This is a genomic window from Zavarzinia compransoris, assembly GCF_003173055.1.
GTDB classification, from domain to species: domain Bacteria; phylum Pseudomonadota; class Alphaproteobacteria; order Zavarziniales; family Zavarziniaceae; genus Zavarzinia; species Zavarzinia compransoris.
In genome coordinates this window covers 624045-643856 of the sequence record NZ_QGLF01000002.1, presented here as the reverse complement: position 1 = coordinate 643856, position 19812 = coordinate 624045, and the positions used below count along the sequence as shown (strand labels likewise).

Sequence of the window (19812 nt, the reverse complement as noted above, 5' to 3'; positions counted from 1 at the left end):
CCTATTCCGCCGCCTGGGGCACAGCCTGGGCCCGGCGCAGCGGCGCGCCGACCCGCAGCCGCCGGTCGCTGAGGGAGACGAAGCCGCCCGCCGCCATCAGCAGGCCGCCGGCCCAGATCCACAGGACGAAGGGTTTCCAATAGAGGCGGACGGCATAGCCGGGCCCGGTCGGCTCGCCGACGACGACATAGAGATCGCCGGCCACGGTCGGGTGGATCGCCGCCTCGGTGGTTTCCTGGGGCGGGCTCTGGAAGCGGCGGGTTTCCGGCGTCATGACGCCGACGCCCGCCACCTCGAACATGCCGCGCCGGGCGGTGTAGTTCGGCCCCGGCACCTCGGTCACGCCCTTGAAGGTCAGGCTGTAGCCGCCGATCTCGACCTTGTCGCCCGGCTTCATGATGCCCTGGTGCTCGGTCGCGAAACCGGTCGCGGCGGCAACGCCGAAGACCGAGACCGCGAGGCCGAGGTGGGCCAGGGTCATGCCGACCGCGCCGCGCGGCAGGTGCACGAGGCGCCGCAGCGCCCCGCCGGCGCCGAGCTTCCGCCATTGCGCCCGCTCCAGCAGTTCGACGATGACGGCACCGCCGAGGAAGAAGGCGAAGCCGAAGGCGACGAGCGCGAGCACCGGCCCCTGCCCCACCGCCCAGAAGACGGCAAGGGCACCGGCGAACGCGATCCCGGCGACGATTTTGAGCCGGCCGACCACGGCGCCCAGGTCGCCGCGTTTCCACGGCAGCAGCGGCCCCACCGCCAGCGCCGCCATCAGGGGCCCCAGCAGGGGCAGGAAGGTGGCATTGAAATAGGGCGGCCCGACCGAGACCTTGGCCCCGCCGGTCCAATCCAGGATCAGGGGATAGAGGGTGCCGATCAGGACGGTCGCGGTCGCGGTCGCCAGCAGCAGGTTGTTGAGGACCAGCGCCCCTTCCCGGCTGACGGTCTGGAACATGCCGCCGGCCTTCAGCGCCGGGGCGCGCAGGGCATAGAGGGTGAGCGCCCCCCCGGTCACCGCCAGCAGGAAGACCAGGATGAAGAAGCCGCGGGTCGGATCGGAGGCGAAGGCATGGACCGAGGTCAGCACGCCCGAGCGCACCAGGAAGGTGCCGAGCAGGGACAGCGAGAAGGCGAGAATGGCGAGCAGGATGGTCCAGCTTTTCAGCGTGTCGCGCTTCTCGACCACGATCGCGGAATGCAGCAGGGCGGTCGCCGCCAGCCAGGGCATGAGCGAGGCGTTTTCCACCGGATCCCAGAACCAGAAGCCGCCCCAGCCCAATTCGTAATAGGCCCAATAGGAGCCGCCGGTGATGCCGATGGTCAGCATCGACCAGGCCGCCAGGGTCCAGGGCCGCACCCAGCGCGCCCAGGACGGCGGCACCCGCCCCTCGATCAGGGCGGCGACGGCAAAGGAGAAGGCGATCGAAATGCCGACATAGCCGGCATAAAGGAAGGGCGGATGAAAGGCGAGGCCCGGGTCCTGCAGGATCGGGTTCAGGCCGTTGCCCTCGAGGGGGGCGGGATCGATCCGCTCGAAGGGGTTCGAGGTGAAGATCATGAAGGCGATGAAGCCGACCCCGACCAGCCCCTGCACCGCCAGCACCCGGGCCCGGAACGTATCGGGCAGGTTGCGGCCGAACAGGGCGACCAGGGCCCCGAACAGGGTGAGCATCAGGGCCCAGAGCAGCAGCGAACCCTCGTGATTGCCCCAGACGCCGGTGACCTTGTAGAGCATCGGCTTCTGCGAATGGGAATTGGCCACCACATTGACCAGGGAGAAGTCCGAGGTGACATAGGCATGGGTCAGGGCGGCGAAGGCCCCGGCGACCAGGGTGAATTGCAGCACCGCCGCCGTATCCGCCAGCCGGACCGCGGGCAGGTGGCCGCGCGCCGCACCGACCAGGGGCACCGTGCCCTGCACCAGGGCGATGACGAAGGCGAGAATCAGGGCGAAATGGCCGAGTTCGGCGATCATTGGGTCACCGCGCCTTCGGTGCCGGGATGGGGCCCGGTGGGCAGGGGATCGCCCTCCTGCCAGCGGCCCGAGGCCTTCAGCGCCTCGACCACTTCCTTCGGCATATAGGTCTCGTCGTGCTTGGCCAGGACCTCGGCGGCAAGGACCGAGCCGTCGGGCTGGCGGTGGCCCTCGGCGACCACGCCCTGGCCCTCGCGGAACAGGGCGGGCAGCAGGCCGCGATAGGTGACGGGCACGCTGGTGGTGAGGTCGGTGATGCGGAAGCTGACCTCGACGCCATCCGCGCTCCGCTTGACCGAGCCCTGTTCGACCAGGCCGCCGATGCGGATGCGCTGGGTCGGCGGTGGCGCCTTGGCGACGATTTCGGTCGGCGACAGGAAGAATACCAATTGGTCGCCCAGCGACGACAGCACGAGGCCGGCGGCGGCGCCCAGGCAGGCCAGGCCGGCGATGCCGATCATCAGGCGGCGGCGCTTGCGCGGGGTCATGCGGCGGTCCTCTGGCGGCCCCGCCGCGGCGGGCGGGCTTGTTCGAGCAGGGCCAGCCGGGCTTCGGCGCGCTTGAGGCTGCGCCAGCTGCCGACGGCAAGGCCGATCACGACCGCGAAGGTGAGGATGAAGGCGGGCCAGACAAATGCGGCATAACCGCCCATGGCGAGAAAGGCGAGCAGCGCGTCCATGGCTTCACGCCTCCCGCGCGGCAAGGCCGAGGGTCAGGGCCCGGATCCGGCGGTTGAGCAGTTCCGCCTTCATCCGCCACAGCAGCACGGTGACGAAATAAAGCTGGAACGCCAGGGCGCAGATCGCCAGCGGCCACAGGATCGAGGCATCGATGGTCGGCCCGTCCATGCGGATGACGCTGGCCGGCTGGTGCAGGGTCGACCACCAGTCGACCGAGAATTTGACGATCGGCACATTGACCGCGCCGACCAGCGCCAGGATGGCGGCCGCCCGCGCCGCCCGCTCCGGTTCGTCGATCGCGGACCAGAGGGCGATATAGCCGACATAAAGGAAGAACAGCACCAGCATGGAGGTGAGCCGGGCATCCCAGACCCACCACGTCCCCCACATCGGCTGCCCCCAGAGCGAGCCGGTAACGAGGGCGACAAGGCAGAAGCCGGCCCCGAGCGGCGCCGCCGCCTTGGCCGCGACATCGGCCAGCGGATGCTTCCAGACCAAGGCGACGAAACTCGCCGCCGCCATGAAGCTATAGGCGAACATGGACAGCCAGGCCGCCGGGACATGGACGAACATGATCCGCACCGTATCGCCCTGCTGATAGTCCGGCGGCGCGAACCCGAGACCCCAGGCGAGGCCGACGGCAAAGGCGATCAGGGTCAGCCCGCCAAGCCAGGGCAGCAGCCGGTCGGCAAGGCGGATGAAGCGGGTCGGATTGGCGAGGCGCGTGAACATGGTGATTGTTTATCCCCGACCGCGCCCGACAACAACATGATCCAGATCATCTTAAAGTACAGCGAGGCGCAGCGCCGCCGCCGTGCCCAGGGTACCGACCGGCAGGCTGACCAGCAGGATCGCGCCGAGCAGGGCAAGGCTCGGCCCGGTATCGAGGCCGAGCAGGGCGAGATCGACCGCCCCCGCCCCGAAGATCAGCACCGGGACATAGAGCGGCAGCACCAGGACGGCGATCAGGATCCCGGCCCGGCGCACCCCGACCGTCAGCCCGGCGCCGACCGCCCCGATCAGGGAGAGGGTGGGCGTGCCCAGCAGCAGGGTGAGGCCGAGCATGGCCATCCCCGGCGGATCGAGGCCGAGCAGCAGCGACAGCAGCGGCGAGACGACCACCAGCGGCAAGCCTGTCGACAGCCAATGGGCCAGGCATTTGGCCAGGACCACCAGCGACACCGGCGCCCCCCCGGCCAGCAGCAGGTCCAGGCTGCCGTCCTCGAGATCGGCCTGGAACAGCCGGTCGAGGGAGAGCAGGGTCGCGAGCAGCGCCCCGATCCAGATCACCGCCGGCGCCACCCGCGCCAGTTCCTGCCGCTCCGGCCCCGCCGCCAGCGGGAACAGGGTCGCGGCGATGACGAAGAAGCCGACGACGAGGCCGACCGAGCCCCCGTGCGAGAAGGCCAGCCGCAGGTCGCGGCGCAGCAGGGCGGAAAAGGCGCTCATGGGATCAGGCCTTTCCCCTCACCCCGGCCCTCTCCCCAGGGGGGCGAGGGAGTCGATGCCGCGTCCTCCTTCGCCCCTCCGGGGAGAGGGCCGGGGTGAGGGGAAAAGCGCCGCCGCCGCTCATGCCGCCTTCTCCAGCGTGAAGGTGCGGGCCGCGGGCAGGTTCAGGCCGTCGTGGGTGGCGACCACGACCATGCCGCCGGCGGCGCGGTGATCCCAGATCAGGCCCGAGAGTTTCTCGACCGAGGCGGCATCGAGCGAGACCGTCGGCTCGTCGAGCAGCCAGAGCGCGCGGGGCGCGAGCGCCAGCCGGGCCAGCCCCAGGCGCCGCTTCTGCCCCGCCGACAGGACCCCCGCCGGCAGGTCCGCCAGGGCGCCGAGGCCGAGCCGGTCGAGCGCGGCCTCGACGGCGGCAGCCGGCGTCCGCTCGAAACGGGCCCAGAAGGCGAGATTGTCGAAAACGGTGAGGGCGAATTTCAGCGCGTCGCCGTGGCCGGCATAGCGCAGGCGGCGGCCGTGGCCCTCGCGGTCGTCGTCGATCGCGGCACCGTCCCAGGTTACCCGCCCGGCGGTCGGCGCCAGCAGGCCGGCAAGGAGGCGCAGCAGGGTGGACTTGCCCGCCCCGTTCGGCCCGCGGAGGACCACCGCCTCGCCGGGGGCGACGAAGAGATCGAGACCGGCGAAGACCGCCCGCTCGCCCCGGATGATGCCGAGGCCGGATGCCGCCAGCATGATGGTCAGCCGACCTTGCCGCCGCCCCGGCCCGCCCCCTCGACGAAACGGGCGGCGCCGGCGGCGGCACTCTCCAGCGCCGCCGAGCCGAGGTAGAATTCGTTCTGAAGCGCGCTGTCGAGCGAGAGGTTCCATTGCTCGTAGACGGAGCGCCGGTCGGACCGCATGCAGACCTCGGGGAAGCCCGCGATCTCGGCCGCCAGCGCTTCCGCCGCGGCCCGCGCCTCGCCCTTCGGCACCACGCGGTTGACGAGGCCGAGCGCCAGCGCCTCGGCCGCGCCGACCGCGCGCCCGGTGAGGATGAGGTCGAGCGCCCGGCCCTGGCCGATGATGCGCGGCAGGCGCACGGTGCCGCCGTCGATCAGGGGCACGCCGAAGCGCCGGCAGAAGACGCCGAGGATCGCATCCTCCTCCGCGACTCGGAGATCGGCCCAGAGCGATAGTTCGAGACCGCCGGCGACCGCATGGCCGGCGATCGCCGCGATCACCGGCTTCGACAGGTCGAGACGGGTGGGCCCCATGGGGCCGTCGCCGTCCGGCTCGGCACGGTTGACGTTCTCGCCCGCGGCCAGGGCCTTGAGATCGGCGCCGGCGCAGAAGGTGCCGTGGTCGCCCCAGAGCACGGCGACCTTCGCCTCCTCGTCGGCATCGAAGGCGCGGAAGGCGTCGGCCAGCGCTTCCGCGGTCGGCCGGTCGACGGCATTCCGCGCGTGCGGGCGCGACAGGATGATCGTGGTCACCGGGCCGCGGGTCTCGACATGTACCGCCATGGCAGGCCTCCCAGGCATTCGTCTTCGCGCGCATCATAGGCAAGGCCGGGGCCCAGACCACAAAAATCGCGCGAAACCAAGGGGCACGACCATCGTCGGGACTTCACCTTCGCGGCGGGTCTCTCTATGCTCGAATCGATCCACGCGGCTGATCGCCACCCCCGTGCCTTCGCATCATCGGCGCCGGCCCCCGTGTCGTCATTTGACAAGTTCATTCATGGAGTTGCTCCGTGCCCTCGCTCGACAGCCTGAAAACCCGAAAGAAACTGACCGTAGGCAAATCCTCCTACGACTATTTCAGCCTCAAGGCTGCGGAGAAGACTCTCGGCGATCTGTCGCTGCTCCCCGTCTCGCTCAAGGTCCTGCTCGAAAATCTGCTGCGCAACGAGAACGGCACCACCGTCTCCGTCGACGACATCAAGGCCGTCGCCGAATGGCTGAAGGACAAGAAGTCCGACCGTGAGATCGCCTTCCGTCCGGCGCGCGTGCTGATGCAGGACTTCACCGGCGTGCCCGCCGTCGTCGACCTTGCCGCGATGCGCGACGCCATGGCCGCCATGGGCGGCGACCCGAACCGGATCAACCCGCTCTCGCCCGTCGACCTCGTCATCGACCATTCCGTGATCGTCGACGAGTTCGGCTCCAAGGCCGCGTTCAAGGACAACGTGAAGCTGGAATACGAGCGCAACGCCGAGCGTTACGGCTTCCTGCGCTGGGGCCAGCAGGCGTTCAACAATTTCCGCGTCGTGCCCCCGGGCACCGGCATCTGCCACCAGGTGAACCTCGAATATCTGGCGCAGACGGTCTGGACCGCCAAGGAAGGCCGGGTCAACGTCGCCTATCCGGACACGCTGGTCGGCACCGACAGCCACACCACCATGGTGAACGGCCTCGCCGTCCTCGGCTGGGGCGTCGGCGGCATCGAGGCCGAGGCGGCCATGCTGGGCCAGCCGATCTCCATGCTGATCCCGGAAGTCGTCGGCTTCAAGCTGCGCGGCAAGCTGAAGGAAGGCACCACCGCGACCGACCTCGTGCTGACCGTCACCCAGATGCTGCGTAAGCACGGCGTGGTCGGCAAGTTCGTCGAATTCTACGGCCCGGGCCTCGATCAGCTGTCGCTGGCCGACCGCGCGACCATCGCCAACATGGCGCCGGAATACGGCGCGACCTGCGGCTTCTTCCCGATCGACGCCGAGACCATCGCCTTCCTGAAGTCGACCGGCCGCAAGCCCGGCCGCGTCGCCCTGGTCGAGGAATATGCCAAGGCCAACGGCTTGTGGCGCACCGCGCGCAGCAAGGACCCGGTGTTCACCTCGACCCTCGAACTCGACATTTCCTCGGTCGAGCCCTCGCTGGCCGGCCCGCGCCGGCCGCAGGACCGGGTGCCGCTGTCGGGCATCGCCGAGAACTTCCTGTCCGAACTGGTGAAGCCGAAGCCCGGCTTCGACAAGGCGGGCAAGGAAAGCCAGCCGGTGAAGGTGGCCTCGGGCAAATATGAGGTCGACCACGGCCATGTGACCATCGCCGCCATCACCTCCTGCACCAACACCTCGAACCCGAGCGTGATGCTGGGCGCCGGCCTTCTGGCGCGCAACGCCGTCGCCGCCGGCCTGAAGGTGAAGCCCTGGGTGAAGACCTCGCTCGCGCCCGGTTCCAAGGTCGTGACCGATTACCTGGCCAAGGCCGGCGTCGACAAGGCGCTCGACAAGCTCGGCTTCAACCTGGTCGGCTACGGCTGCACCACCTGTATCGGCAACTCGGGCCCCCTGCCCGAGGAAGTGGCCGAGGCCGTGACCAAGGGCGACCTCGTCGCCGGCGCCGTGATCTCGGGCAACCGCAACTTCGAAGGCCGCGTGAACCCGCTGGTCAAGGCGAACTACCTCGCCTCGCCCATGCTGGTCGTCGCCTATGCCATCGCCGGCTCGCTGAAGATCGACCTGACCAAGGAACCGATCGGCACCGGCAAGGGCGGCAAGCCGGTCTACCTCAAGGACATCTGGCCCTCGAACGAGGAAATCACCGAAACCGTCCGCAAGTGCGTGACCGCGGCCCAGTTCCGCACCCAGTACAAGGACGTCTTCGGCGGCGACAGCCACTGGAAGAAGGTCAAGACCACGGAATCCCAGACCTATGCCTGGGACAACACCTCGACCTACATCCAGAACCCGCCCTATTTCGACAAGATGCCCGCCGCCCCCAAGGCGGTGTCCGAGGTGACCGGCGCCCGCATCCTGGCGATCTTCGCGGACTCGATCACGACCGACCACATCTCGCCCGCCGGCAACATCAAGAAGGAAAGCCCGGCCGGCAAGTATCTGGTGAAGAACAAGGTCGACGTCGCCGACTTCAACCAGTACGGGGCGCGGCGCGGCAACCATGAAGTCATGATGCGCGGCACCTTCGCCAACATCCGCATCAAGAACGAACTGGTGCCGGGCACCGAGGGCGGCGTGACCAAGTATTTCGGCAAACCGGGCGAGACTCTCGAAGAGCCGAAGACCGAAGCCATCTACGACGCCTCGATGAAGTATCAGAAGGCCGGCGTGCCCCTGATCGTCGTCGCCGGCAAGGAATACGGCACCGGCTCGTCGCGCGACTGGGCGGCGAAGGGCACCAACCTGCTGGGCGTGAAGGCCGTGATCGCCGAGAGCTTCGAGCGCATCCACCGCTCGAACCTCGTCGGCATGGGCGTGCTCCCGCTCGTCTTCAAGGACGGCGCGGACCGCAAGTCGATCGGCTTCGAAGGCACCGACGTGATCGACCTCGTCGGCTTCGCCGAGAACCTGACCCCGCGCATGGATGTCACCTGCCGCATCACCAAGGCGGACGGCACCGTGACGGAGATTCCGCTGCTGCTGCGCATCGATACCGTCGATGAAGTCGAATACTTCAAGAACGGCGGCATTCTGCAATATGTGCTGCGCGGCCTGCTGGCGGCCTGATCCGCCCGCAAGCCTGTCGGACAAGGCCGGGGCGGCAACGCCCCGGCCTTTTTCATGGCCGGATCGCCGAAATTATCGTTTTTCCACCAAACCGCCGATTTCGAATCATTTCGCCACGCCAGTTATCGTTTCGCCAGCGCCGATGGCTTCGATAACGATCCAGGGGATCTTTGATAACGATCCAGGGGATCTTTGTTATCGTTTTTCCAGCAATCGTGCATAATGTAATCGTTTTACCAGGCGCGGAATTGAAATGGCAGGGCAAGCCGGAACGGAGAAAGAATATTTCGCCATCGGGCAGGCATGGCTGCGCCAGCGTTTCGACATCGCCGTCCCCCCGTCCGCCATGGAGAGTTTCTGCAGCCCCGGCAGCCGCCGGACTGTCCATGACGGCGATCGCTGCACCGAATTCTATCCCGCCCGCTATTGGCCGGGTGAAACAGCATTCGATCACCTGAAGTTCAGCCTGAAACATGAACCGCTGGACCTTCGGATCATCGTCGCAACGCTCCACCGCCTGCCCCCGGCAGAACTATGCGCCTGGGTCAGGACGGCCCCGACCAGCAAATACAGCCGGCAGATCTGGTTCCTCTATGAGTATTTCACCGGCACGCGCCTCGACCTACCGGACATCAAGGTCGGCACCTATGTCCCGGCGCTCGATCCGCAGCGGCACATAACGGGGAAGCGCCTCAACTCCCCACGCCACCGGGTTCAGAACAACCTTCTCGGCAACCGCGATCTGGCGATCATCGTCCGGCGGACCGCCCGGCTGGAAAGCCTGATGGCCGTCGATATCGCCGGGGCCGTGCGCGAACTGGCCCGCGACTATGACCCCGATCTCGTCACACGGGCGGTCAACTTTCTCTATACGAAAGAAACCCGATCCTCCTTCGCCATCGAGGGGGAACGCCCGACCGCGCAGCGAGCGGCGCGTTTCACGGCCATCCTGCGCGAGGCCGCTGCCTTTGACCCGACGGACAAGGCACAGTTGATCTGGCTTCAGGGCCAGATCGTCGATCCGCGCTATGCGGCCACGGACTGGCGCGATTTTCAGAATTTCGTCGGCGAGACGACAACGGATTTCGCCGAGCGCATTCACTACATCTGCCCACGGCCGGAAGATGTCAGCCGGCTGATGCTGGGTTGGCAAAAACTCGCCTATAGCCTGCTTTTTCTGGAGCACGAGATTGATCCGGTCATTGCAGCGGCCGTCATTTCCTTCGCCTTCGTCTTCATCCACCCCTTCGAGGACGGCAATGGCCGCATTCACCGTTTCCTGATTCACAATACATTGGCCACCCATGACATTACACCGAAGGGCCTGATCTTTCCGGTTTCCGCCGCTATTCTGCGCCAGAAGCACGACTACGACCGTGTGCTGGAGCGTTTTTCCGCACCGCTGTTCGGCGTGATCGATTGGAGCCTCAAGGGCGGGGAGATGCGTGTCCATCACGACACCGGCCCCCTCTACCGATACTTCGACGCCACCGCACAGGCGGAATTCCTCTACGACCGGGTAATCGATACGATCGCCAATGATTTCCGCCAGGAACTGGGCTTCCTGGCGGTCTTCGACAAGGCGACCGCTGCCATGCGCGAGATCGTGGACATGCCGGACCGGCGCCTGCATCTGTTCTTCAAGCTCTGCATGCAGAATGCGGGCGTACTGTCCAAGGCGAAGCGCGCCGACTTCCCCGAACTGACGGACGCGGAGGTGGCCGCCCTTGAAAAGGCGATCGCCGATGCGCGGGGTGAAACCTGACCTGCGCCGCCCGCGCCTGTACAGGGGCCGGCGATTGTGCTTCTGATCGGACTTCGGTTCATCTTTCGGAGTCACCCCGATGATCGCGTCCCAACCCCTGTCGCCCACCCTGATCGCCGGGGAGGGCAGCCTGATTCGCAAGGCCCTGATCGTCGTCGCGGGTTCGCTGGCGCTTTGGGCGTCGGCCAAGGTGCAGGTGCCCTTCCTGCCGGTGCCGATCACCATGCAGACCCTGGTGGTGCTGGGCTTCGCCATGGCGGCGGGGCGCAATCTGGCGCTGGCGACGGTCGGGCTCTACCTGCTCGAAGGCGCGCTGGGCCTGCCGGTCTTTGCCGGCACGCCGGAAAAGGGTATCGGCCTTGCCTATATGATGGGGCCGACCGGGGGCTACCTGCTGGGCATGGTCCTTGCCGCCGGCATCCTGGGCAGCCTTGGCGAGCGCGGCTGGGATCGCAGGGCGCTGACCACGGCGGCGGCCATGGTGCTGGGCAATCTGGCCATCTATGCCTGCGGCCTGGCCTGGCTCGGCACCTATCTCGGCTATGGCGAGGCGCTGGTGCAGGCCGGCCTGCTGCCCTTCGTGCCCGGCGACCTGTTCAAGATCGCGCTGGCCGCCGTCATGCTGCCCGGGGCCTGGAAACTGCTGGCCGCGCTGCGCGGCTGATCGCCGCCGCCGGGCCCCCGCGGTCCGGCGGTGCCTACCGCAGGACGCGGTCGAGATCGGCGATCAGGTCCGCCGCCCCCTCGAGCCCGACCGAAAGCCGGAACACCCCGTCCCCGGCCGCGGCGCGGTAATTGTCCGCCGCCCGGCCGGCAAGCCGGAACGAGGAGCGCAGGATGTCCTCGGTCGGGATGTAGAAGATCAGGCTCTTGGTCTTGCCGAGCGAAACGGCATAGGAAGCCACCCGCAGGTCCGCCGCCATCCGCGCCGCAAGGGCCCGCCCGTCCCCCGTCACCGTGAAGGACAGCAGGCCCGAGAAATTGGCCATCTGGCGCCGGGCCAGGGCGGCCTGGGGATGACTGTCGAGGCCGGGCCAGAGCACATGCCCGACGGCCGGATGGTTTTCGAGGAAATTCGCCACGGCGCGGGCATTCTCCTCGTGCAGGCGCAGGCGCGGCACCAGGGTTTCCAGCCCGCGCAGGATCGCCCAGGCGGCGAAGGGCGACAGGGCCGCGCCGTGATGGATCAGCGCGCCGTTGCGGATCTCCGTCAGGTCCCCAGCCCGCGCGGCGACGACGATGCCGCCCAGCGCATCGCCATGGCCGCAGATATATTTGGTCAGGGAATGGACGACGAAATCGGCGCCAAGGGCCAGCGGCCGGGTCGCGATCGGCGTCGCGATGGTCGAATCCACCGACAGCAGCGCCCCCGCCGCATGGGCCACCCCGGCCAGGGCCGCGATGTCGGACAGGCGCAGGATCGGGTTGGCCGGCGTCTCGGCATGGACGAGGCGGGTGATCCCGGGCCGGATCGCCGCCGCCACCGCGGCGGTATCGCCGGTATCGACCAGGGTTACCTCGATCCCGTAGCGGGGCAGGATGTCCTGCGCCAGTTCCGCCACCCCGGCATAGCAGACGTCCGACAGCACGAGGTGGTCACCGGCCCCCAGCACCGACAGGAACAGGCCCGAGATCGCCGCCATGCCGCTGGCGAAGGCGACAGCCCCCGCCCCGCCTTCGAGCAGGGCCAGGCGGCTTTCCAGTTCGGCCACGGTCGGGTTGCCCCAGCGGGTATAGAAGGGCGGCGGCGTGCCCGCGAGGTCGTTGGCGGAAAAGCCGATCCCGGCCGGATCGGCATGGAAACTGGTCGCAACCGTGATCGAGGGCGAGACGGGACTGCCCGCCCTCCGCTCGCCGCCCGCACCATGCAGGGCCAGGGTGGCAGGATCGCGCCGGTCGGTCATGAGGTTTCTCCCGCAAGCAGGGCCGCGGCCCGCCGCGCCAGCCGGGCGACCCCGGCGCTCAGGGGCAGGTCGCCCCCCTCCAAGGCATCGAGGGCGAACCAGGCGGCGGCTTCCGCATCGTCGCCGGCCCGGGGCTCGCCCCCGCGCCAGTGGCACGGCACGGCGACCAGGACATAGTGATGGTCCGCCCCGATGACATCGACGGCCGTGATCACCGGCCCCGCCGTCGCCTCGATGCCCGTTTCCTCGAACAATTCGCGCAAGGCGGCGGCGCCCAGGGTCTCGCCGAAATCGACCTTGCCGCCGGGAAAGCCCCAGCGCCCCTGGTCCGGCGGGTTGCGCCGCCGCACCAGAAGCGCGCAGCCGCCGCGGATCACCACGGCGATCACGGCAGCGACGGGGCGGCGCATCTCCTCCGGCATCGGGGATCAGGCCCGGCCGATCTCGTCGATGTCATAGGGGGTGGTCTGATACATCTCGTTCACCCAATTGCCGAACAGCAGGTGGCCGTGGCTGCGCCAGACATTGGCCGGCTTCCGCGCCGGGTCGTCGCCGGGGAAGTAATTGAACGGCAGCTTGGCACCGCCCGGCGCCTGGCTGTCGCGGAAATATTCGTCCGCCAGGGTCTTGGTGTCATATTCGAGGTGGTTGAACATGTGCAGGGCGTGATGCCTCGGGTCATGCACGAGGCAGGGCCCGGTCACCTCGCTCTCGGCCAGGATCTCCAGCCCGCCGGCGCGCAGGATGTCTTCGCGCCGAAGCTCGGTCCAGCGCGAGACCGGGATGGCGATATCGTCCGAGAACCCTTTCATGAAGGGTGAATTCGGCGCCAGATTCTGGTGCGGGAAGACGCCCGACGCCTTTTCCGGCAGTTCGTATTTCTCGATGCCGTAGTGGTGGAACAGGGCCGCCTGGGCCGCCCAGCAGATGTTGAAGCTGCGGTGGACATGGGTCTGCGACCAGTCGAGGATGCGACAAAGCTCGTCCCAATAGGTGACCTCGGCATAGGCCAGCCGCTCGACCGGGGCGCCGGTGATGATGAAGCCGTCGAAACGCTCGGCCCGCACCTCGTCCCAGGGGCGGTAGAAGGCCGCCATATGGTCGGCGGAGGTGTGGCGCGAGACATGGTCGGTCAGCCGCACCAGGGTCAGTTCGACCTGGAGCGGGGTCGAGCCGATCAGGCGCGCCAGCTGCGTCTCGGTCTTGATCTTGTTGGGCATCAGGTTGAGCAGGCCGATGCGCAAGGGACGGATGTCCTGCCGGACCGCATCCGTCTCGCGCATGACCATGACGCCCTCTTCCTCGAGCACGCGGCTGGCGGGGAGATCGTCCGGTATCTTGATCGGCATGGCTGCGTCGTCCTGGCTCTCTGCGGAGACGACGCCCGTGGCTTGATCCGTTTGGTTGCCGGTTCGGCCACATCCTCCCACGCGGGAGCACCACCTTGCCCGGAAAGCAGGTTGGCGTTGGGCGTCACCCCAACTCTTGATGTCGATCCCTATCTAGGACGGGCCGCCCGCTTTGGCAAGGGGCAGTTCAGCGCCAGCGCCGGTGCAGCCAGTTCCACTGGTCGGGCCGGGCCCGCACCCAGGTTTCGATTTCCGCCGTCACCCGGGCCATGATCGCGGTTTCCGCCGCCTTGGCGTCGGCCATCTCGTATTCCTCGGCGAAGTCGAATTCTTCCGTCATGTGGATGCGGAAGCGGCAGCCGTCCAGCCGTTCGGCCCAGGCGCCGTAGACCGGGCATTTGAACTTCCGCGCCAGCTTGGCCAGGGTGGTCGAGGTCCGGGCCTCGCGCCCCAGGAAGGGGATGGCGACGCCGCGGCTGAAATGCTGGTCGACCAGCATGCCGAGATGGCCGCCGGCCTCCAATTCGCGGGCGGCCAGCAGGGCGGCCTGGAAGCCGGTCGGGATCAGCTTGCCCATGGCGGCGCCGCGGATGTTCAACAGGACCTTTTCCGCGATCGGATTGTTCGGCGCCCGGAACATGGCGGCCATGCGCAGGTCGTAATGGGCGGCGCCGGCCCCCAGCACTTCCCAATTGCCGAGATGGCCGGTGAAGATGATCGCCGGCAGGCCGTCGTCGCGGATCTTGAGGAAGCGCTCCACCACCTCGGGCGCGACCTCCACCCGGGCGCCCGGCCGGGTCAGGTCGACGTCGAAATCCTGGGGCCAGAGGGTGCGGAGATGGGCGTATTCGGTGAAATAGCGCCCCAGATTGTCCCAGACGCCGCGCACGATGCGCTCGCGCTCGGCCTCGCCGAGGCCGGGAAAGACCGTTTCGAGCTGGCGCCGGGCGGTCCTGGAGACGCCGATCCTGGGCCCCAGGCGGCTGGCGACGAAACCGCCGAGCGCCGAGGCCCGGTCGGGCCCGAGCAGCTTGCACAGCCCGAGGACGAGGAAGATCGCCGCCGCCTCGATCCCCCACTGCACGCGCAGCAGGGCACGATAGAGGCGCAGTTTCGTCTTCAGCCACCAGCTTCGCATGCTCGTCCTTTTCCCGCGCCCGTCAGGCGCGCCGGACCATAGGAAGAGACGGGCGGCGGGGTCAAGAGGCGGGCTTCTGCCGGCTGTAGGCGTAATAGCGCCAGATCACCAGGGCCGCAGTCGAGCGGTGCGGCGACCAGCGCCGGCCGATCTCGTCCAGCGTCTTCGGATCGGGCCGCCCGTCGAGCCCCATCAGGCGATAGGCCCCCTCGGCCAGGGCAAGGTCGAGGGCGGGCCAGAGATCCATCCGGCCGAGGGCGAACATCAGGTAGATTTCCGCCGTCCAGCGGCCGATGCCCTTGACCGCGGTCAGTTCGGCGATGGCCTCGGCATCGGGCAGGCCGTCGACCCGGTCGAGGTCGAGCGTGCCCGATGCCACCGACTCGGCGAGCGCCCGGATATAGCGCGCCTTGGGCCGGCTGAGGCCGAAGGGGCGAAGCTCCTCCTCGTCGAAGGCGAGGACGGCCGCCGGCGTCGCGCTGCCGCCGACGCCGGCCTCGAATTTCGCCCAGATGGCGGCGCCGGCCGCGACCGAGACCTGCTGTTCGACGATGATGCGGGCAAGCGCGGCAAAGCCCGGCCGGCGCACCCGGGGCGGGGGGCTGCCGGCCTCGGCCAGGGCCCGGCGCATGTGCCGGCACTTCCGGGCGAGACGGGCGAGCGCCGTCTCGTGATCGACCGGGGCCCGGCTCATGCGCCCCCCAGGGAGACGAGCAGCACGGCGCCGACGGCGGCCAGCCCGGCCACGGCCAGCGGCACGGCGACCGCGGGCGGGCGGACCTCGAGCACGGCCTGATTGGGGCTGGCGGGATCGTAATGGACCGTGACCGGCGCGCCCGCGGGGAAGCGGGCGAGGAAGGCGGTCGCCGCCGCTTCCTGTTCGAAGACGATCTCGCGGGTGGCGAGGCGGCTGCCGATATGGTTCCGCCCGCCCGCCTGATAGCGATAGGCGACGGTCGGCAGATGGACCAGCCGCGCGGCATGGCGGTGGATCCGCCGTTCGCTGTCGAGGCCGGTCAGGGCGACCTTGCCGGTGGTGGTCGGCCAGGCGCGCCGGCGGCGGTAGAGCCATTGCGCCCGCAGCACGAGGCCCGCCAGCCCGAGGGCCAGCAGCGCCAGGACAAGGGCCCCGATCCAGATCGCCATCGCTGCCCCTCCCTCCCCGATTCTCCGGGCCCCGATTCTCCGGGCTCGTTGCGCCCCCGGCATGGTTGCGCCTGCGGCCGCCGGCTTCAACCCCGTCATGAGGGGGCGTCATGGCACACCGTCATTCTGCGATATTGGCCGGCCTTTCCGCATGGGCAAAGATCGCCGCCCGAACCAAGGAGCCCGATCATGTCCGCCGCCGCCGACCCGACCTTGGGCCCCGCGACCTTGGGCCCCGCCGCCGGACGCTGGCGCGGCTACGGCTTCGGCCTGCTGGGGGTGGCGATCTGGGCCGGCTGGATCGTGCTGACCCGCTTCGACCTGCGCGGCTCGGTCGCCATCACCGATCTGGTCGCGCTGCGCTTCGCGACCGCCGGGCTGATCCTGCTGCCGGTGCTGATCCGCCGGGGCCTGCCCTTGCGCCGGCTGGGCCCGGCCGGGCTGTTCGGCATGGCGGCCTGTGCCGGCGCCCCCTATGTGCTGGTCGCCGGCGGCGGCCATGCCTTTGCCCCCGCCACCCATTCGGGCGTGCTGATCTGCTGCGGCGTGCCGCTGGCCGCCGCCATGATGTCGCGCCTGCTGCTGGGCGAGCGGTTCTCGACGGCGCGGAAGCTCGGCTATAGCCTGATCCTGGCCGCCGCGGTCGTCCTGATGGCGGAAGCAGCGCTCGGCGGCAGCGAGGCGCTGGGCGACAGGGTGCTGGTCGGCGACGGCATGTTCGTCGCCGGCGCCCTGCTCTGGGCCGGCTATACGATCATGGCCCGGCATTTCGGCCTGGAGCCGCTGCATGCGACGGCGATCGTCGCCGTGCTGTCGGCGGTCTTCTACCTGCCGGTCTACGGCCTGTTCCTGTCGCCCGGCATCGCCGCCATGAGCGCCGGCCAGATCGCGACCCAGGTCGTCTATCAGGGCATCGTCACGTCGATCGTGTCGCTGCTGGCCTTCACCGTGGCGATCCGCCTGATCGGCGCCTCGACCACCGCCGCCCTGACCGCCCTGGTACCGGCGGGGGCGAGTGTGCTGGCCATTCCGGTGCTGGGCGAATGGCCGACCGCGATCGAGGCGGCGGGCGTCGCCCTCGGCACCGCCGGGGTGATGCTGGCGAGCGGCGCTATCGCCGGGCGAGGCCGGCGGTGACGAAGCCGACCAGGGTGGCGAGCACGTCCTCGCCCGCCAGCTTGTTGCGCTCGGCGTGATAGGCCGCCTGCTCGACCATGCCGAGCAGGGAATGGGCGATCAGTTCGGTATTGATGTCGGGGCGGATGTCGCCCTTGTCGATGCCTTCCTGCAGCGAGGCGGCGGTCAGCTTGGCCAGCCGGTCGCGCGGGCGGGTTTCCGGCTCGGCGGCGCCGGGATCGATGATCGAAATATCCATCAGGGCGGCGGCGATCACGCGGCGGTCCGCCTCCTCGAAGGCCAGTGCCGCCTTCAGCGTGTTCAGGATGCGGATGTCCCAGGGGTCGGGCCCGGTCAGCGGCCCGATGATCGAGGCTTCGATCTCGGCGCAGGCTTCCTCGGCGAAGGCGAGGAAAATGTCCCGCTTGTCGGCGAAGTGAAGATAGAAGGTGCCGTTGCCCACTTCCGCCTCGCGGGCGATGTCCTGCGGGCGGGTGGCATGATAGCCGCGCTCGACAAAGAGCTTGCGGGCGGCGGCCAGCAGGCGGCGGCGGCTTTCCTGGCGGCGGCGCGCGCCTCGCGCGCCCGCTGCCCGATCGTCGGCAATATCAACCATAGCGGCATTTGGGGGCAGTGCTGACACATTGTCAATGACAGCCGGGTCAATGCCGGCCGGCACACGAAAAAGCCCGACGACAGGAAGGCGCTTCCCTGATAGGAGACGGCAGGACAAGGGCAACGGGCCCAAGCCGTCACCATCATGCCGATAGAGACACGCACCATCGCCTTCACCGGCGCCGAGGTCGCCGCCGCCCTGGTCGACTTCCACCTGCGCCGGCGCTTTCCGCTGCCGCAGGGCCGGATCGCCCGCATCACCTTCAGCGAGCCGCCGGACATCCGCGGCCTGCTGTCGATCGAGACCCGGCACGACGACCGGCCGCAAGCCGTGACGCTGGACAGCGAAGTGCTGGCGGCGGCGCTGCTGTTCTATTGCCTCAGCCGCCGGGTGCCGCTGCCCGCGGCCTCCCAGAAGCAGCTCCGCCTGGCCGGCGACGGCCTCGAACTGGTGATCACCACCGTCCTCGGCTGAACGGGCGTCAGTTCACCTGGCGGTCGCGCCCTTCCCAATAGGGCTTGCGCAATTCGCGCTTCAGCAGCTTGCCCGAGGGATTGCGCGGCAGGACATCGACGAAATCGACCGTCTTCGGCGCCTTGTAGGCGGCGATGCGGGTGCGGGCGAAGGCGACGATCTCGGCCGCGTCGGCCGCGGCGCCGGGCTTCAGCACGACCACCGCCTTCACCGCCTCGCCCCATTTCTCGTCGGGAACGCCGATCACGGCGACATCGGCGATGGCCGGATGGCCGAAGAGCGCGCTTTCCACTTCGGCCGGATAGATGTTCTCGGCGCCCGAGACGATCATGTCCTTCACCCGGTCGTGGATATAGACATAGCCGTCCGCATCCCGGTAGCCGGCGTCGCCGGTATGCAGCCAGCCGTCGCGGATCGTCTTTTCCGTGTCCGCCGGCCGGCCCCAATAGCCGATCATGTTGAGGCCCGAGCGGATGACGATCTCGCCCACCTCGCCCGGCGGCAGGTCGCGGCCGGCCGGATCGACGATGCGGACCTCGACGCCGGGCAGCGGCCGGCCGCAGCTGCGCATGCGCGGGCTGCCCTCGGGATCATGGTCGGCAGGCGCCAGGCAGATGGCGGCGCCGCAGGTTTCGGTCAGGCCATAGCCCTGGACGAAGTCGCAGGCGAAGGTCTGCATGCCCGCCCGCAGCAGGTCGAGGGGGATGGGCGAGGCGCCGTAGAGGATCGTCTTCAGGCTGCCGAAGTCGGTGTCCTTGGCCTTCGGGTGCTGGACGAGAAGCATCACGACCGCCGGCACGAACAGCGCGCGGTCGATCCTTTCGCGCTGGATGGTATCCAGGATGCGGACGGGATCGACCTCGCGCACCACATGGATCGTGGTGCCGACGGAAAGGCCGAACATGCCCCAGTTCGAGCCGGCGACATGGAAATTCGGCATGCACATGAGCAATTGGTCGACGCCCGGCGTCCAGGCACCGTAATGCCCCTGTTCCGCCGCCTTCATGGCTTCGAGGACATTGGCGTTGGTCAGCATCACGCCCTTCGGGTGCCCGGTGGTGCCCGAGGTATAGAGCTGGATTGCCACGTCGTCGGCCGCGGTCGGCAGGTTCGGATCGGTGGCGGGCACGCCGGCAAGCCAGTCCTCGTAACCGATCCAGTCGCCCCGGCCCTCGTCGAGCACGACGATGCGGCGGATGCGCGGCATCTCGGGCAGTATCTGTTCGATCAGGCCCGCGAAATCGCTGCCGACGAACAGCACCTCCGCCTCGCTGTCGTTGACGATATAGACGACCTCGGGCCCGGCCAGGCGCCAGTTGACGGCGACCAGGACCGCATTGGCCTTGGTCGCGCCGACGTAGGCCTCGTAGTAATAGTCGGAATTCTTGGCGAGGAAGACGACGCGGGCGCCGGGGCCGGCGCCGTCGCGGATCAGGGCATTCGCCACCTGGGAACAGCGCTCGTTCCAGCGGGCATAGGTGGAGCGGCGCCCCTCGAAGACCAGGGCGGCGACCGCCGGCCGGTGCTGCGCGTGGTAGCGCGGAATATCGCCAACCGTGCGGATGATGCCGTCCATCACCGCGGTGGAGCCGGAAAAGATCCCCCCGTCCATCGTCCCGTCCTGTTCCTGGTTTCCCCTCGCCGCCCGCCGGTTGTGGCCCGGCCGTGATACGGTCCGACCTATATGAAGTCGGCGGCCGAGCCCCGCAAGGCTGGACGACGCCCCGGGACCCCGAAGAACAGAGTGTTTCCAGGGAGGGATAGA

Annotated in this window: 21 protein-coding genes and 1 riboswitch; of the genes, 5 read left to right on the top strand and 16 right to left on the bottom strand. The window is 68.7% G+C overall.

Going from position 1 to position 19812, the window contains the following annotated elements; genetic code table 11:
* Position 1: 1 nt before the first annotated feature.
* The 7 genes from DKG75_RS08835 to DKG75_RS08805 all read right to left on the bottom strand — a co-directional run bounded on the left by DKG75_RS08835 (position 2) and on the right by DKG75_RS08805 (position 5597).
* A complete protein-coding gene (locus DKG75_RS08835; protein WP_109920716.1) occupies positions 2–1966 on the bottom strand; it encodes a heme lyase CcmF/NrfE family subunit in 1965 nt (654 codons plus the stop codon).
* Entirely contained in the window at positions 1963–2454 is a 492-nt protein-coding gene (ccmE, locus tag DKG75_RS08830; protein ID WP_109920715.1) for a cytochrome c maturation protein CcmE, read from the bottom strand. Before ccmE ends, DKG75_RS08835 begins: the two co-directional genes overlap by 4 nt.
* On the bottom strand, positions 2451–2645 hold the full coding sequence (gene ccmD / locus DKG75_RS08825; protein WP_109920714.1) for a heme exporter protein CcmD: 195 nt from the start codon (positions 2643–2645) through the stop codon (positions 2451–2453). The genes ccmE and ccmD overlap by 4 nt, the downstream gene beginning before the upstream one ends.
* A 4-nt stretch (positions 2646–2649) precedes the next feature.
* Positions 2650–3378: a heme ABC transporter permease gene (locus DKG75_RS08820; RefSeq protein WP_109920713.1), complete on the bottom strand. Its 729-nt coding sequence runs from the start codon at positions 3376–3378 to the stop codon at positions 2650–2652.
* A 51-nt stretch (positions 3379–3429) separates the two neighbouring features.
* Positions 3430–4095 carry a heme exporter protein CcmB gene (gene ccmB, locus DKG75_RS08815; RefSeq protein WP_109920712.1) on the bottom strand — a complete coding sequence of 222 codons (666 nt, stop codon included), beginning with the start codon at positions 4093–4095 and terminating at the stop codon, positions 3430–3432.
* 120 nt (positions 4096–4215) lie between these two features.
* Positions 4216–4827, bottom strand: a complete 612-nt coding sequence (ccmA, locus tag DKG75_RS08810) for a heme ABC exporter ATP-binding protein CcmA (RefSeq protein ID WP_109920711.1) — start codon at positions 4825–4827, stop codon at positions 4216–4218.
* Between the two features lie 5 nt (positions 4828–4832).
* Positions 4833–5597, bottom strand: a complete 765-nt coding sequence (locus DKG75_RS08805; RefSeq protein ID WP_109920710.1) for a crotonase/enoyl-CoA hydratase family protein — start codon at positions 5595–5597, stop codon at positions 4833–4835.
* Between the two features lie 230 nt (positions 5598–5827).
* Between DKG75_RS08805 and acnA the strand changes: the two genes are divergently transcribed.
* Positions 5828–8539, top strand: coding sequence for an aconitate hydratase AcnA (gene acnA / locus DKG75_RS08800; protein WP_109920709.1), 2712 nt, complete (start codon positions 5828–5830; stop codon positions 8537–8539).
* 52 nt (positions 8540–8591) lie between these two features.
* Here acnA and DKG75_RS22975 read toward each other — a convergent pair whose 3' ends face one another.
* Positions 8592–9053, bottom strand: a complete 462-nt coding sequence (locus DKG75_RS22975; protein ID WP_166646394.1) for a hypothetical protein — start codon at positions 9051–9053, stop codon at positions 8592–8594.
* 270 nt (positions 9054–9323) lie between these two features.
* On the opposite strand from DKG75_RS22975, the gene DKG75_RS22970 reads away from it, so the two are divergent.
* Both DKG75_RS22970 and DKG75_RS08790 read left to right on the top strand, forming a co-directional pair.
* Entirely contained in the window at positions 9324–10304 is a 981-nt protein-coding gene (locus DKG75_RS22970) for a Fic family protein (RefSeq protein WP_166646395.1), read from the top strand.
* A gap of 79 nt (positions 10305–10383) precedes the next feature.
* Positions 10384–10968, top strand: a complete 585-nt coding sequence (locus DKG75_RS08790) for a biotin transporter BioY (RefSeq protein ID WP_109920707.1) — start codon at positions 10384–10386, stop codon at positions 10966–10968.
* A 34-nt stretch (positions 10969–11002) separates the two neighbouring features.
* Here DKG75_RS08790 and DKG75_RS08785 read toward each other — a convergent pair whose 3' ends face one another.
* From DKG75_RS08785 to DKG75_RS08760, 6 genes are all read right to left on the bottom strand, one after another.
* Positions 11003–12208 carry a trans-sulfuration enzyme family protein gene (locus DKG75_RS08785; protein ID WP_109920706.1) on the bottom strand — a complete coding sequence of 402 codons (1206 nt, stop codon included), beginning with the start codon at positions 12206–12208 and terminating at the stop codon, positions 11003–11005.
* Positions 12205–12618: an NUDIX hydrolase gene (locus DKG75_RS08780; RefSeq protein WP_243746478.1), complete on the bottom strand. Its 414-nt coding sequence runs from the start codon at positions 12616–12618 to the stop codon at positions 12205–12207. The genes DKG75_RS08785 and DKG75_RS08780 overlap by 4 nt, the downstream gene beginning before the upstream one ends.
* A gap of 18 nt (positions 12619–12636) precedes the next feature.
* Positions 12637–13557, bottom strand: a complete 921-nt coding sequence (locus tag DKG75_RS08775; RefSeq protein ID WP_109920704.1) for a homoserine O-succinyltransferase — start codon at positions 13555–13557, stop codon at positions 12637–12639.
* A 41-nt stretch (positions 13558–13598) separates the two neighbouring features.
* A riboswitch (SAM-I-IV-variant riboswitch) is annotated at positions 13599–13705 on the bottom strand.
* 39 nt (positions 13706–13744) lie between these two features.
* On the bottom strand, positions 13745–14695 hold the full coding sequence (locus DKG75_RS08770; protein WP_109920703.1) for a lipid A biosynthesis lauroyl acyltransferase: 951 nt from the start codon (positions 14693–14695) through the stop codon (positions 13745–13747).
* A 61-nt stretch (positions 14696–14756) separates the two neighbouring features.
* Complete coding sequence (locus DKG75_RS08765) at positions 14757–15389, bottom strand: DNA-3-methyladenine glycosylase family protein (protein ID WP_109920702.1); 633 nt, start codon at positions 15387–15389, stop codon at positions 14757–14759.
* Positions 15386–15841, bottom strand: a complete 456-nt coding sequence (locus tag DKG75_RS08760) for a DUF3592 domain-containing protein (protein WP_166646396.1) — start codon at positions 15839–15841, stop codon at positions 15386–15388. Before DKG75_RS08760 ends, DKG75_RS08765 begins: the two co-directional genes overlap by 4 nt.
* Before the next feature lie 189 nt (positions 15842–16030).
* Here DKG75_RS08760 and DKG75_RS08755 point away from each other — a divergent pair, with 189 nt between their 5' ends.
* Positions 16031–16978: a DMT family transporter gene (locus tag DKG75_RS08755; protein ID WP_109920700.1), complete on the top strand. Its 948-nt coding sequence runs from the start codon at positions 16031–16033 to the stop codon at positions 16976–16978.
* Here the strand turns inward: DKG75_RS08755 and DKG75_RS08750 are convergent.
* Positions 16953–17573 carry a TetR/AcrR family transcriptional regulator gene (locus DKG75_RS08750; protein ID WP_109920699.1) on the bottom strand — a complete coding sequence of 207 codons (621 nt, stop codon included), beginning with the start codon at positions 17571–17573 and terminating at the stop codon, positions 16953–16955. The genes DKG75_RS08755 and DKG75_RS08750 overlap by 26 nt on opposite strands.
* A gap of 144 nt (positions 17574–17717) precedes the next feature.
* On the opposite strand from DKG75_RS08750, the gene DKG75_RS22965 reads away from it, so the two are divergent.
* Positions 17718–18047, top strand: a complete 330-nt coding sequence (locus DKG75_RS22965; RefSeq protein ID WP_166646397.1) for a hypothetical protein — start codon at positions 17718–17720, stop codon at positions 18045–18047.
* Between the two features lie 7 nt (positions 18048–18054).
* Here the strand turns inward: DKG75_RS22965 and DKG75_RS08740 are convergent, their stop codons facing one another.
* Positions 18055–19659 carry a fatty acid--CoA ligase gene (locus tag DKG75_RS08740; RefSeq protein ID WP_208111983.1) on the bottom strand — a complete coding sequence of 535 codons (1605 nt, stop codon included), beginning with the start codon at positions 19657–19659 and terminating at the stop codon, positions 18055–18057.
* Positions 19660–19812 lie beyond the last annotated feature (153 nt).

What these genes read in the sequence shown, in the direction of transcription:
- DKG75_RS08835 (WP_109920716.1), bottom strand. Translation starts at nt 1,966, where the DNA reads ATGATCGCCGAACTCGGCCATTTCGCCCTGATTCTCGCCTTCGTCATC.
- ccmE (WP_109920715.1), bottom strand. Translation starts at nt 2,454, where the DNA reads ATGACCCCGCGCAAGCGCCGCCGCCTGATGATCGGCATCGCCGGCCTG.
- ccmD (WP_109920714.1), bottom strand. Translation starts at nt 2,645, where the DNA reads ATGGACGCGCTGCTCGCCTTTCTCGCCATGGGCGGTTATGCCGCATTT.
- DKG75_RS08820 (WP_109920713.1), bottom strand. Translation starts at nt 3,378, where the DNA reads ATGTTCACGCGCCTCGCCAATCCGACCCGCTTCATCCGCCTTGCCGAC.
- ccmB (WP_109920712.1), bottom strand. Translation starts at nt 4,095, where the DNA reads ATGAGCGCCTTTTCCGCCCTGCTGCGCCGCGACCTGCGGCTGGCCTTC.
- ccmA (WP_109920711.1), bottom strand. Translation starts at nt 4,827, where the DNA reads ATGCTGGCGGCATCCGGCCTCGGCATCATCCGGGGCGAGCGGGCGGTC.
- DKG75_RS08805 (WP_109920710.1), bottom strand. Translation starts at nt 5,597, where the DNA reads ATGGCGGTACATGTCGAGACCCGCGGCCCGGTGACCACGATCATCCTG.
- DKG75_RS22970 (WP_166646395.1), top strand. Translation starts at nt 9,324, where the DNA reads ATGGCCGTCGATATCGCCGGGGCCGTGCGCGAACTGGCCCGCGACTAT.
- DKG75_RS08790 (WP_109920707.1), top strand. Translation starts at nt 10,384, where the DNA reads ATGATCGCGTCCCAACCCCTGTCGCCCACCCTGATCGCCGGGGAGGGC.
- DKG75_RS08785 (WP_109920706.1), bottom strand. Translation starts at nt 12,208, where the DNA reads ATGACCGACCGGCGCGATCCTGCCACCCTGGCCCTGCATGGTGCGGGC.
- DKG75_RS08780 (WP_243746478.1), bottom strand. Translation starts at nt 12,618, where the DNA reads ATGCGCCGCCCCGTCGCTGCCGTGATCGCCGTGGTGATCCGCGGCGGC.
- DKG75_RS08775 (WP_109920704.1), bottom strand. Translation starts at nt 13,557, where the DNA reads ATGCCGATCAAGATACCGGACGATCTCCCCGCCAGCCGCGTGCTCGAG.
- DKG75_RS08770 (WP_109920703.1), bottom strand. Translation starts at nt 14,695, where the DNA reads ATGCGAAGCTGGTGGCTGAAGACGAAACTGCGCCTCTATCGTGCCCTG.
- DKG75_RS08765 (WP_109920702.1), bottom strand. Translation starts at nt 15,389, where the DNA reads ATGAGCCGGGCCCCGGTCGATCACGAGACGGCGCTCGCCCGTCTCGCC.
- DKG75_RS08760 (WP_166646396.1), bottom strand. Translation starts at nt 15,841, where the DNA reads ATGGCGATCTGGATCGGGGCCCTTGTCCTGGCGCTGCTGGCCCTCGGG.
- DKG75_RS08755 (WP_109920700.1), top strand. Translation starts at nt 16,031, where the DNA reads ATGTCCGCCGCCGCCGACCCGACCTTGGGCCCCGCGACCTTGGGCCCC.
- DKG75_RS08750 (WP_109920699.1), bottom strand. Translation starts at nt 17,573, where the DNA reads ATGGTTGATATTGCCGACGATCGGGCAGCGGGCGCGCGAGGCGCGCGC.
- DKG75_RS22965 (WP_166646397.1), top strand. Translation starts at nt 17,718, where the DNA reads ATGCCGATAGAGACACGCACCATCGCCTTCACCGGCGCCGAGGTCGCC.
- DKG75_RS08740 (WP_208111983.1), bottom strand. Translation starts at nt 19,659, where the DNA reads ATGGACGGGGGGATCTTTTCCGGCTCCACCGCGGTGATGGACGGCATC.